General features: G+C 72.9%; 8 protein-coding genes. 7 read left to right on the forward strand and 1 reads right to left on the reverse strand.

Annotated elements, in window-relative coordinates:
- Positions 1 to 23: 23 nt before the first annotated feature.
- The 7 genes from dnaA to ftsH all read left to right on the forward strand — a co-directional run bounded on the left by dnaA (position 24) and on the right by ftsH (position 11,478).
- Positions 24 to 1,421 carry a chromosomal replication initiator protein DnaA gene (dnaA, locus tag IU369_RS00005; protein ID WP_217922508.1) on the forward strand — a complete coding sequence of 466 codons (1,398 nt, stop codon included), beginning with the start codon at positions 24 to 26 and terminating at the stop codon, positions 1,419 to 1,421.
- 314 nt (positions 1,422 to 1,735) lie between these two features.
- Positions 1,736 to 2,836, forward strand: a complete 1,101-nt coding sequence (dnaN, locus tag IU369_RS00010; protein ID WP_217922509.1) for a DNA polymerase III subunit beta — start codon at positions 1,736 to 1,738, stop codon at positions 2,834 to 2,836.
- Complete coding sequence (gene recF, locus IU369_RS00015; RefSeq protein ID WP_217922510.1) at positions 2,781 to 3,962, forward strand: DNA replication/repair protein RecF; 1,182 nt, start codon at positions 2,781 to 2,783, stop codon at positions 3,960 to 3,962. Before dnaN ends, recF begins: the two co-directional genes overlap by 56 nt.
- Positions 3,959 to 4,471 carry a DciA family protein gene (locus IU369_RS00020; RefSeq protein WP_217922511.1) on the forward strand — a complete coding sequence of 171 codons (513 nt, stop codon included), beginning with the start codon at positions 3,959 to 3,961 and terminating at the stop codon, positions 4,469 to 4,471. Before recF ends, IU369_RS00020 begins: the two co-directional genes overlap by 4 nt.
- A gap of 83 nt (positions 4,472 to 4,554) precedes the next feature.
- Positions 4,555 to 6,972, forward strand: a complete 2,418-nt coding sequence (gene gyrB, locus IU369_RS00025) for a DNA topoisomerase (ATP-hydrolyzing) subunit B (protein ID WP_246551570.1) — start codon at positions 4,555 to 4,557, stop codon at positions 6,970 to 6,972.
- 9 nt (positions 6,973 to 6,981) lie between these two features.
- Positions 6,982 to 9,507 (forward strand): DNA gyrase subunit A, encoded by a 2,526-nt coding sequence (gene gyrA / locus IU369_RS00030; protein WP_217922513.1) that lies wholly within the window; start codon positions 6,982 to 6,984, stop codon positions 9,505 to 9,507.
- A 117-nt stretch (positions 9,508 to 9,624) separates the two neighbouring features.
- Positions 9,625 to 11,478 (forward strand): ATP-dependent zinc metalloprotease FtsH, encoded by a 1,854-nt coding sequence (gene ftsH / locus IU369_RS00035; RefSeq protein WP_343233261.1) that lies wholly within the window; start codon positions 9,625 to 9,627, stop codon positions 11,476 to 11,478.
- Between the two features lie 21 nt (positions 11,479 to 11,499).
- On the opposite strand, the gene ku is transcribed toward ftsH, so the two are convergent.
- Entirely contained in the window at positions 11,500 to 12,495 is a 996-nt protein-coding gene (gene ku, locus IU369_RS00040; protein WP_217922515.1) for a non-homologous end joining protein Ku, read from the reverse strand.
- Positions 12,496 to 12,524 lie beyond the last annotated feature (29 nt).

Here is a 12,524-nt window from a genome sequence, read left to right on the forward strand (position 1 = left end):
ACATTCCGGAGACCCACCCCGCGATGCCCTCATCCCCCGCACCGAACCACGAGCGCGACTCCGTCTGGCAGGAGGTCCGCGAGCGCCTGCGCGCGACCCTCAACAGCCAGACCTACAAGTTCGCCTTCTCGGGCGCGCGGCCGGTGATGCTCGCCGACGACCGGATCGTGCTCGCCGTCGAGACCGAGCTGCTGCGCCAGTGGATCCGCCAGCGCTACCTGCCCCTGCTGCGCGACGCCCTCTTCGAGGTGCGCGGCGCGGACCTGGAGGTCGAGATCACCGTCGACCCCGCGGCGTCCGACGACGGCGGCGGGGCGGACGACCACGCCGGTGACGCGCGGGCGCCCTCGGTGCCCGTGTCGGTGATGCCGCCGCGGCGGGCCCACGGGCTGCAGCCGCGCTTCACCTTCGAGGCCTTCGTCACCGGACCGTCGAACCGGTTCGCCCAGGCCGCCGCCCTCGCGGTCGCCGAGCAGCCGGCGCGCGCCTACAACCCCTTCTTCATCTACGGGGGGGTCGGCCTCGGCAAGACCCACCTGCTGCACGCCATCGGCCACTTCGTCGCGGCGAACCACCCCGAGCTCTCGTTGACGTACGTCTCGGTGGAGACCTTCACCAACGAGTTCATCAACGCGCTGCGCGACGGGGGCATCCGCTCGTTCAAGGACCGGTACCGCAGCACGGACATCCTCCTCATCGACGACATCCAGTCGCTCCAGGGGCGCGAGCAGACGCAGGAGGAGTTCTTCCACACGTTCAACGCGCTCCACGACAGCGGCAAGCAGATCGTCATCTCCTCCGACCGCCCGCCGAAGGCGATCGCCACCCTCGAGGACCGGCTGCGCAGCCGCTTCGAGATGGGCCTGATCACCGACGTGCAGCCGCCCGACATCGAGACGCGCATCGCCATCCTCCAGAAGCGCGTGCGCGCCGACCGCTACGAGATCCACGACCCCGAGGTGCTCCCGTTCATCGCGGGACGCGTCTCGACCAACGTCCGCGCCCTCGAGGGGGCCCTGACGCGGGTCGTCGCCCACGGGTCGATCTCGGGGCGGCGGATCACCGTCGAGTTGGCGAACGAGATCCTCGAGGACCTGTTCCCCGCCGGGGAGGGGACGCTGACGATCGAGCTGATCCAGAGCGAGGTGTGCCGCTTCTACGGGGTCAGCCTCGGCGACCTGAACAGCCACAAGCGGACCCGGCGGATCGTCCACCCGCGCCAGGTCGCCATGTACCTGAGCCGCGAGCTGACGGACACGTCGCTCCCCCAGATCGGCCGCGCCTTCGGGGGCCGCGACCACACGACGGTGATGTACGCCGTCCAGAAGGTCGGGGCCCAGCTCAACTCGGAGGGGGAGGTCCTCACCGAGGTCCAGAACCTGACGGGCCGTCTGACGGGCCGTCGGCCCACCGCGTCGTGACGGTGGAGGGACGGGGGGACACCGTGTCACGCCCCTCCCCACGTCCCACCGCGGGACGCCCGGCGGCGGGACGCCCTGTGGAGCGCTGGGGAGGGATCCGGGGTCGCGGTGTCGTCGCCCCACGGGCCGGCGCACAGGCGGAAGGTGCCCGTGTGCAGGCGATCCTCCGTGACCCCACCGTTCGCACAGGACCTACGGTTGTGACCTCGATGAAACCCCTTTCTCTCTTCTCTCAGTCAAAGGCCGTCCTCCCGTCGTGGACAGCGGCACGGGGTCCGGGAGCAACGGCTCCCGCCGACCGCTAGGGTCCCGGCGTGCGCCTCGTCTCGCCCAAGGATGAGCTCGCCGGCAAGCTCGCCGTCGCCGGCCGCGCCGCCTCCGCCAAGAGCACCATCCAGATCCTCTCCCACGTCCTGCTGAGGGCGGAGGAGGGTCGCTGCGAGCTGGCGGCGACGGACATGGAGCTGTCGCTGCGGGTGCCGCTGGAGGCGACCGTCGAGCAGCCCGGCGCCGTCGTGCTGCCGCGCCTGGCCGGCGACATCGTCCGGACCATGGCGGACGGCCCGATCACGTTGGAGCACCGGGCCAACGAGGGCGTCGTGTCCCTCTCCGGCGGCGGCTCGTCGTTCACGTTGAACTGCCTCCAGGCAAGCGACTTCCCGGAGCTGCCGCCCGACGACGGCGCCGGGCTGCGGGTGCCCGCCGAGCCGCTCGTCGAGGCGATCGACCGGGTGGCGCGCGCCGCCTCCCGCGACGAGACCCGCCCCGTCCTCACCGGCGTGCTGGTGCGCCTCGGCCCCGACGGCATCACGATGGTGGCCACCGACTCCTACCGCCTCGCGGTGCGGCAGACGCCCCTCGAGGCGCCGCCCTCCGACGTGAGCGAGGCGATCGTCCCGGCCCGCGCCCTCACCGAGGTCTCGCGCCTGGTCGGCGTCATGAAGGCCGACGCCGTCGAGATCGTCCTCGGCGAGTCGCAGGCCCTCTTCCGCATCGGGGAGATGCGCCTCACGAGCCGCGTCATCGAGGGCCAGTTCCCCGACCACCGCCAGCTGGTGCCCGACGCCTTCGAGCACGACGTCGCCTTCGACCGCGGCGAGCTGCTCGGCGTGCTCACCCGCATCGGCGTCCTCGCGCAGCGCAGCACCCCGGTGCGGCTGTCCTTCGAGCCGGGGTCGGTGACGATCTCGGCGTCCAGCGACCAGGTCGGCGAGGGCCGCGAGTCGCTCCCCGTGACGTTCTCCGGCGAGAGCCTCGAGATGGGCTTCAACGTGGAGTTCCTCCGCGCCGGCGTGGAGAGCATCCCCGGCGACGAGGTCCGCCTCGGACTGATCAGCCCGCTCCGGCCCGGGCTGCTCCGTGGCGCGGCGGACGACTACCGCTACCTCCTCATGCCGATCCGGCTCAACGCCTGATCCCACCCGCGGGGGCGGCGCCGACTGGTCGGCGCGGCGCCTCGAGGTCCGCGACGTCCGCTGCTGGGACCGGGCGGCCCTCGACCTGCCCTCCGGGCTGGTGGTGATCGTCGGCCCGAACGGGGCCGGGAAGACCTCCCTGGTGGAGGCCGTCGTGCTCGGCTGCGTCGGCGTGTCGCCGCGGACCGCGCGGGAGGCGGAGATCGTCCGCCGCGGCGCGGAGGCCCTGCACGTCACCCTCGACCTCGACGGGCCCACGGGACCCCATCGCCGCGAGATCGGCTTCGCCGCGGGGCGGGGCCGGCGCCTGCGCCTGGACGGGGCGCCGGTGCGCTCCCTCGGCGGCTGGCGCGCCCGCGCCGTCCTCGTGTTCCTCCCCGACGAGCTCCGCGCGGTGAAGGGTCCCCCCGCCGCACGCCGCCGGGCGCTCGACCGGGTCCTCGAGGCCTCCTCCCCCGGCTTCGCGGACGACCTCGCCGGCTACCAGCACGCCCTCGCCCAGCGGAACGCCCTGCTGCGGCGGGTGCGGGCCGGGCAGGCGGGGGAGGAGACGCTGCCGGCGTGGGAGGCGCCGATGGCCGAGACGGGCGCCCGCGTCGCGGCCGTCCGCCGCGCCGGCGCCGCGGCCCTCGCCGGCCCCTTCGCGGAGTGGCTCTCCGCCCTCGGCGGGGGCGCCGGCGGGACGCTGCGGCTCGAGACGTCCCCCGCGGGCCTCGGCGAGGTCCCCGACGACGGCCTCCGCGACGCCCTCGCCCGCACCTGGGAGGAGCGCCGGCCGCGGGAGATCGCCGCCGCGCAGACCCTGTCCGGCCCCCACCGCGACGACCTGTGGATCGGGGCGGGCGCCGCCGACCTGCGCAGGGAGGGGAGCCAGGGGGAGCAGCGCACCGCGGCCCTCGCGCTGCTGCTCGCGGCCCGCGACCACCTGCGGGCGCGGTCGGCACGGCCGATCCTGCTGCTCGACGACGTCCTCAGCGAGCTCGACCCCGTCCGGCGCCGCCTGCTGCTCGAGGCCGTCCGCGACGGGGGTCAGACCCTGGTCACGACGGCCGACCCGAACGCCGCGGACGCGCTCGCGGAGCCGCCCGACGCGCTGGTGCGGGTCGAGGGCGGGACCCTCGCGTGAGCGGCCGGCACCCGCGCCGCCACCGCCACCGTCGCGACCCCCTCCCGGCGGCGGACGTCCTCCGGCGCTTCCGCCGGTCCTCGGGCGCACCGGCCGCGGGTCCCACCGGCGCCGCCGCGGTCGCCTGGCCCCAGGTGGTCGGCGCGGTCGCCGCGGCCCACAGCGCGCCGGTGCGCCGCACCCGTGCGGGGGTGCTCACCGTCGCGTGCTCCAGCGCGGCGTGGGCCCACGAGCTGTCGATGCGCCGCGAGGAGCTCACCCTCCGTCTGACGGAGGTCTGCCCCGAGGCGGACGTCGTGGGGTTGCGCTTCTCGGTCGCCGACCACGTGCCCGCGGCGGCCGGTCCGTCCCCGCCCCCGCCCCCGGCCCCGCCGCCCGTGCCGGGGCCGGAGGACCGCGCCGAGGCCGCCCGGGCGACCGCCGGCGTGGAGGACCCGGCGGTGCGTGCGCTCATCGCGCGGGCCGCCGCGGCGTCCGCCGCCCGCCACAGGCGCTCTCCTGACACGTGATTTACCTGCAAATAGGGCACAAAACGCAGGCTTCCGACCTCGGGTGGTGCTAAACTCCCACGACGCTCCTGAGGAGGCAGCAGATCTCCACTTCGCCCGACGCGCCGTCGGTCACCACGCAGTACGACTCCGGCGACATCACCGTGCTGGAGGGGCTCGAGGCGGTCCGCCGCCGGCCCGGCATGTACATCGGCTCCACCGGTCCGAGGGGCCTCCACCACCTCGTCTACGAGCTGGTCGACAACAGCGTCGACGAGGCCCTCGCCGGGTACTGCGACCGCGTGGAGATCACCCTCCACCCCGACGGCTCGTGCACCGTCGCCGACAACGGGCGCGGCATCCCCGTCTCGGCGATGGCCGACCAGGGGGGCAAGAGCGCCCTCGAGGTGGTCCTGACCGTGCTCCACGCCGGCGGCAAGTTCGGCGGCGAGGGCTACAAGGTCTCCGGCGGCCTCCACGGCGTGGGCAGCAGCGTCGTGAACGCCCTGTCCGAGTGGCTCCTGGCGGAGGTGCGCCGCGACGGCGGCGCGTTCGAGCAGCGCTACGAGATCGGCGTGCCGCTCGGCCCGATCGAGCGCGTGCGCGACGCGTCCGACACCGGCACCACGATCACGTTCCTCCCGGATCCGAACATCTTCGAGGAGCCGGACTTCGACTTCGACACGCTGGCCCAGCGCCTGCGCGAGACGGCGTTCCTCACCAAGGGCCTCCTGGTGCGGCTCGTCGACCGCCGCGGCGAGGGCGGCGAGGTCGAGTTCCACTACGAGGGCGGCATCCAGGACTTCGTCCGCCACCTCAACGAGACGCGCGACCCCGTCCACCGCGACGTGGTGTACCTCGAGTCGGAGGGTCACGAGGCCACGCTCGAGGTCGCCCTGCAGTGGACCGCCGCCTACAGCGAGTCGGTCTACACCTTCGCGAACAACATCAACACGCACGAGGGCGGCAGCCACCTCACGGGCTTCCGCACGGCCCTCACGCGCACGCTGAACGACTACGCCCGCGCGAAGGGCCTCCTGAAGGAGAAGGACGACAACCTCGAGGGCCCCGACACCCGCGAGGGCCTCACCGCCATCGTCTCGGTGAAGCTCCGCGAGCCCCAGTTCGAGGGCCAGACGAAGACCAAGCTCGGCAACTCCGAGATCACCGGCTTCGTCAACGCCGCCGTCACCCAGCGGCTGGCCGAGTACATGGAGGAGCACCCCACCGAGGCGCGCGCGATCTGCGGCAAGGCGATCAACGCCTCGCAGGCCCGCCTCGCGGCCCGCAAGGCCCGCGACCTCGCGCGCCGCAAGGGCGTGATGGACTCCACCAGCCTGCCCGGCAAGCTCGCCGACTGCTCCGACCGCGACCCCGCCAACACCGAGCTGTTCCTGGTGGAGGGCGACTCGGCCGGCGGCTCGGCGATCATGGCGCGCCAGTCGAGCTTCCAGGCGATCCTGCCCCTGCGCGGCAAGATCATCAACGTGGAGAAGGCCCGGATCGACAAGGTCCTCTCCAACACCGAGATCCAGGCCATGATCACGGCGATGGGCACCGGCATCGACGAGGACTTCGACGTCGCGAAGGCCCGGTACCACAAGCTGATCATCATGACCGACGCCGACGTGGACGGCGCCCACATCCGGACGCTGATCCTGACCTTCCTCTTCCGCCACATGCGCGGGCTCATCGAGGAGGGCTTCGTCTACATCGCCTGCCCGCCGCTCTACAAGGTGAAGCAGGGCAACCAGGAGCAGTACATCGAGAAGGAGCTCGAGCTGGAGGACTGGCTGCTCGAGCGCAACCTCGGCGACCTGACCCTGGAGGACGCGGAGGGCCGCACCTCCGCCCTGACCCGCGCCCGGTACCAGCGCTTCCAGCGGGCCCTGAAGGAGCACGAGGCGTGGGCGGGCAACCTCCGCGCCACCTTCGGGGGCGCCACCCTCGACTTCCTCCAGACCCACGGGCTGGTGGAGGCGGACGCGTCGGACCTCGACACCCTCCAGGCCGCCGTGACCGCCGCCTCCGACGACCGCGCCACGCTCACCGTGGAATCGGTCGACACGGAGGCCGAGCGCATCCGCGCCCGGTCGATCCAGGCGTCCACGGGCGAGGCCCGCACCGTCGTCATCCCGCTCGAGATCTTCCGCACCCGCGAGCTGGCGGGCCTGCGCGGCGCCCGCGCGAAGCTCCGCGACCAGGTGGGCACCGCACCGTTCCGCCTGGCCCGGGGGTCCCGCACCCGCACGCCGGCCAGCTACGAGGCGCTCCGCGTGGCCGTGCTCGAGCTCTGCCGCGAGGGCGTCCAGCTCAGCCGCTTCAAGGGCCTCGGCGAGATGAACAGCGAGCAGCTCTGGGAGACGACCATGGACCCGGAGCGGCGCATCCTGCAGCAGGTCGTCATGGACGACGAGATGGCCGTGGGCGAGCTCTTCGCGAAGCTGATGGGCGACAAGGTGGAGCCCCGACGGGCCTTCATCGAGGACAACGCCCGCAGCGTCAGCAACCTCGACGTCTAAGGACTGAGCATGGCGATCGACCGCCACGGGCGCATCGAGCCGCGCGAGCTCGAGCGCGAGATGAGCACGTCGTACCTCGACTACGCGATGAGCGTGATCGTGGGCCGGGCGCTGCCCGACGTGCGCGACGGGCTGAAGCCCGTCCACCGCCGCGTGCTCTACGCGATGCACGACGCCGGCCTGCAGCCGGAGCGCCCGTACGTCAAGAGCGCGAACATCGTCGGCAAGGTGATGGGTGAGTTCCACCCGCACGGCGACTCCGCGATCTACGACACCCTCGTCCGCCTGGCGCAGGACTTCGCGTCGCGGTACCCCCTCATCGACGGCCAGGGCAACTTCGGCTCCAGCGAGTTCTCGGCCGCCGCGATGCGGTACACCGAGGCGAAGCTCTCGCGCCTCGCCACCGAGATGCTCCGCGACATCGACGAGGACACCGTCGACGACGCGCCGACCTACGACGACCGGCGCACCGAGCCGGTGGTGCTGCCGGCGCGCGTCCCGAACCTCCTCATCAACGGCTCGTCGGGCATCGCCGTCGGCATGGCGACCAACATCCCGCCGCACAACATCGGCGAGGTGATCGACGCCGTGGTCGCGACGATCGACGACCCGCTGATCGAGGTCGAGGGCCTGATGCGCCACATCAAGGCGCCGGACTTCCCGACGGGCGGCATCATCGTCGGCCGCGCCGGCGTCATCGACGCGTACCGCACCGGCCGCGGCCGTGTCGTCGTGCGCGGCCGGGCCCACAACGAGCCCCTCAAGCACGGCCGCAACGCGATCGTGTTCACCGAGCTGCCGTACCAGGTGAACAAGGCCGAGCTGATCCGCAAGATGGCCGAGCTCGCCAACGACAAGGTGATCCCGGAGATCGCCGACCTGCGCGACGAGAGCGGCCGCGACGGCGTCCGCGTGGTGGTGGAGCTCCGCCGCGACGCCGTGCCGATCGTCGTGCTGAACAAGCTCTACAAGCACACCGCGGTGCAGTCGACGTTCGGCGTCAACGCCATCGCCCTCGTCGACGGGGTGCCGCGCACCCTGGGCCTCAAGGACATCATCCGGCACTACCTCGACCACCAGCGCGAGGTCATCACGCGCCGGTCGCGGTACCGCCTCGCCCGGGCGGAGGCGCGCGCCCACATCCTCGAGGGGCTCCTCAAGGCGCTCGACCACCTCGATGCGGTCATCGCCCTGATCCGCTCGGCGGCCGACCCCGAGACGGCCCGCAACGGCCTGATGAACCAGTTCGACCTGACCGAGATCCAGGCGCGGGCGATCCTCGACCTGCGGCTCCAGCGCCTCACCCAGCTCGAGGCCGGGAAGATCCAGGCCGAGTACGCCGAGCTGCAGGAGCGCATCGCCGAGCTGCGGGCGATCCTCGGCGACGAGGCCCGCGTCTACGCGCTGATCCGCGAGGAGATCCTCGAGATCCGCGGCCGCTTCGCCGACGAGCGGCGCACCGAGATCGTGCCCGGCGAGGGCGACATCGACCTCGAGGACCTGATCGCGGAGGAGGAGATGGTCATCTCCATCTCCGACGGCGGGTACATCAAGCGGCTGCCCGTCACGACCTACCGGGCCCAGGGCCGCGGCGGCAAGGGGCTGCGCGGGGTGCGGCTCAAGGACGACGACTACATCAAGCACCTGTTCATCGCCTCGACCCACCAGTACCTGCTCTTCTTCACGAACCGCGGCAAGGTCTACCGCCAGAAGATCCACGAGCTCCCCCAGGGCTCCCGCGACTCCCGCGGCCGCCACATCGCGAACGTCCTCGCGCTGCAGCCCGACGAGGAGGTCCGCGCCGTCTTCGCGACCCGCGACTACACCGAGGGCCGCTACCTGGTCCTGGCCACCCGCGAGGGCATGGTCAAGAAGACCGAGATGAGCAGCTACGACACCGTCCTGCGGGAGCGCGGCCTCGCCGCGATCCAGCTCCTCGACGGCGACGAGCTCGTCGGCGTGCAGCTGACCGACGGCGACGAGGACCTCATGGTCATCTCGGCCCGCGGGCAGGCCGCCCGGTTCCACGAGGGCCAGGTGCGCCCCATGAGCCGCGACACGCGCGGCGTCCGGGCGATGACCCTCGACCCCGGCGACCGGGTGCTCGACATCGTCGTCGCCCGCGACGACGAGGACCTCCTCGTGGTGACGGGCAACGGCTACGGCAAGCGGACCCCGATGGCGGACTACCCGCGCAAGGGCCGCCCCACCAAGGGCGTCCGCACGATCAAGGTCACCGACCGCAAGGGCGAGCTCGTCACCGCGCGCCCGGTCCGCGAGGGCCAGGAGCTGCTGCTGATCTCGCTCCTCGGGCAGGTCATCCGGATCAAGGTCGACACCGTCCGGCGCACCGGCCGCTCCACCGAGGGCGTCCGCGTCATGAACATGGCGGAGGAGGACCTGGTCTGCGGGGTCGCCTCCGTCGTCGAGCCCGGCGAGGACGACGCGGCGTCGCTCGACGAGTCGGGCGTCGCGATCCCCGGTGAGACCGGGGACGACGGCCTGCCCACCGGGACCGCCCCGGTCGACAACTAGGTGGCGGAGGGGCCGCCCCCGCCCGCCCCCCGGCGCGGCCCGGGCGACCCCGGCCGCGGCCCCGAGTGGCGGGTGGAGGGCGCCCCGCCGCCGAAGGAGCCCGCCGCCGCCGGTCGTATGCCGCGGATGCCCGGCGGCCCCCGGTTCTGGTGGATCCTGCTGGCGCTGCTGGCGGTCAACTGGTTCGTGGTGTCGCTCATCCCCGACCGGGAGGAGCGCCTCGCGGTGCCGTACACCGTGTTCCGGGAGCAGGTGATCGCCGGCAACGTCGCGGAGGTCACCTCGAAGGGCGACACCATCCAGGGCGAGTTCCGGAAGGCCGTCACGTACCCGTCGGGCTCCGACTCCTCGGACACGACGTTCGGGACGGAGCGCCCGGCGTTCGGCGACGACGAGCTGCTGCCGCTGATGATCGAGAAGGGCGTCGAGGTCAACGCAACGCCGGTCGACGAGGGCCGCTCCCTCCTCACGACCCTCCTGTTCTCGTTCGGCCCCGTGATCCTGCTGGTGCTGCTCTTCGTGTTCCTGATGCGCCGCGCCGCCGGCGGCGCGGGGGGCGCGTTGACGGGCCTCGGCAAGTCCAAGGCGAAGCGCTACGACGCGTCGGCGCAGCGGGTGACGTTCGCCGACGTCGCGGGGATCGACGAGGCCGAGGAGGAGCTCGTCGAGATCGTCGACTTCCTGAAGAACCCCGACCGCTACCGCCGCCTCGGCGGCCAGATCCCGCGGGGCGTCCTCCTGTCCGGTCCCCCCGGGACGGGCAAGACGCTCCTCGCCCGCGCCGTCGCCGGCGAGGCCGACGTGCCGTTCTTCTCGCTGTCGGCGTCGGAGTTCGTGGAGATGATCGTCGGCGTGGGCGCCAGCCGCGTCCGCGACCTGTTCGCGCAGGCGAAGGCGACCGCCCCCGCGATCATCTTCATCGACGAGCTCGACGCCATCGGCCGGGCCCGCGGCGGCTCGGCGTCCCTCGGCGGCAACGACGAGCGCGAGCAGACGCTCAACCAGATCCTCACCGAGATGGACGGCTTCAGCGGCGGGGAGGGCGTCATCGTGCTCGCCGCGACCAACCGGCCGGAGATCCTCGACGCCGCCCTCCTGCGGCCCGGCCGGTTCGACCGGCGCGTGGCGGTCAACCCGCCCGACCGCGACGGCCGCGCCGCCATCCTCGAGGTCCACCTCCGCGGCGTCCCCGTCGCCGACGACGTCAGCGTCGAGGGGCTCGCCCAGGCCACCCCCGGCATGGTGGGCGCCGACCTGCGCAACCTCATCAACGAGGCCGCCCTGATGGCGGCCCGCCGCAACCACGAGCGCGTCGAGCCGGCCGACTTCACCGACGCCCTCGAGAAGATCGTCCTCGGCGCGGAGCGCCGCATCATGCTGTCGCCCGCCGAGCGGGAGCGGACCGCGTACCACGAGAGCGGCCACGCCCTCCTCGGGATGCTCCAGCCGGGCGCCGACCCGGTGCGCAAGATCTCGATCGTCCCCCGTGGCCGGGCGCTCGGCGTGACGTTCCAGGCCCCCGATGCCGACCGCTACGGCTACGGGGTGTCCTACCTGCGGGGCCGCATCATCGGCGCGCTCGGCGGCCGGGCCGCGGAGGAGGTCGTCTACGGCGACATCACCACCGGCGCCGAGTCGGACCTCGAGCAGGTCACCGCCATCGCCCGCCGTATGGTGGGACGCTGGGGCATGTCCGAGGCCATCGGCCCCGTGTCCGTCCTGGCGGGACCCGCCGACGAGCCGCTGCTGTTCCCCGGCCAGGGGGGCGCGCCGTCACCCCGCACCCAGGAGCTGCTCGACACGGAGGTCCGGCGGATCATCGAGGAGTGCTACGTCGAGGCCGTCCGGGTCCTCCAGGCCAACCGCGAGAAGCTGACGGCCCTCGCGACGGCGCTGCTCGACCGGGAGACCCTCGACGAGGCCGACGCCTACCGGGTGGCCGGCGTCACGCGGGAGCGCGCGAGCGTCTGAGCGTCGGGCGCGGCGGTGGGGCTAGGAGGCCTTCCGCCGCTTGGCGGGGGCCTTCTTCTTCGGGGCCGCGGCGTCCTCCTTCGCGTCCTCCCCGCCGCCCTCCACCTTGCGCAGGCGGCCCTGCTCGATGTCGAGCTGGTCGTCGTCCTTCGCGGCCGCCTTCGCGCGCGACCGCGCGGCGGGCTTCCGCGCGGCGGGCTTCCCGGCCGCCTCCTCGTCCTCACCCTCGTCCGCGCCGCCGCCACCGGCGGCCGCGAGGCTCGCCTTCAGCGCCGCCATCAGGTCGATGACGGGGGCGGGCGACTCGGCCTCCTCGGGCGCGGCGATCTCGGTGCCGGCGGCCTTCGCCTCCAGGAACTCCAGCAGCGCCGCGCGGGTCTGGTTGGGGTACTCCTCCGGTGCGAACGGCTTGGAGAGGCCATCGACGAGCTGCCGGGCCATCGTCAGCTCGGCGTCAGAGACCTCGACGTCCCCGAGCCGCTCCACGATCTCGTCCTTGTCGCGCATCCGGATGTCCTCCGGGTAGTACAGCGTCTCGAGGGTGAGCATCCCGTCCATCGGCCGCAGCAGCACCAGGTGCTCCTTCGTGCTCAGCACGAACCGGCCGACCGCCGCGCGCCCCGACTCCTCCATCGCCCGCGCCAGCAGCTTGTAGGGGCGCTCCGCGCGCTCCTGGGGGTCGAGCCAGTAGGCGCGCTCGAAGTAGACCGGGTCGACCTCGGGCATCTCCACGAACTGCAGGATCTGGATGGTCTTCTCCTGCCGGGCGGCGAACCGCTCCAGCTCGGAGTCCTCCACCGGCAGGTACCGGCCCTTCGCGACCTCCCACCCCTTCACCGTCTCGTCGGGGGTGACCTCGACGTCGCGCTGCGGGTCCCACCGCTTCTGGCGGACCGGCTGGCCCGTCTCGCGGGACAGCGTCCGGAAGGAGACGTCGCTGCGCTGCTGGGCGAGCCCCACGGAGACGGGGATCGTCACCAGGCCGAAGGAGATGAATCCGTTCCAGATCGCGCGCACGTCAGGTCCCTTCCCGGGTCGGTGTCGCC

It is taken from the genome of Miltoncostaea oceani (genome assembly GCF_018141545.1).
Lineage (GTDB): Bacteria > Actinomycetota > Thermoleophilia > Miltoncostaeales > Miltoncostaeaceae > Miltoncostaea > Miltoncostaea oceani.

Bases quoted from the DNA above. Each gene is read 5' to 3' on its own strand.
- dnaA (WP_217922508.1), top strand. From the start codon at position 24: ATGCCCTCATCCCCCGCACCGAACCACGAGCGCGACTCCGTCTGGCAG.
- gyrA (WP_217922513.1), top strand. From the start codon at position 6,982: ATGGCGATCGACCGCCACGGGCGCATCGAGCCGCGCGAGCTCGAGCGC.
- ftsH (WP_343233261.1), top strand. From the start codon at position 9,625: ATGCCGCGGATGCCCGGCGGCCCCCGGTTCTGGTGGATCCTGCTGGCG.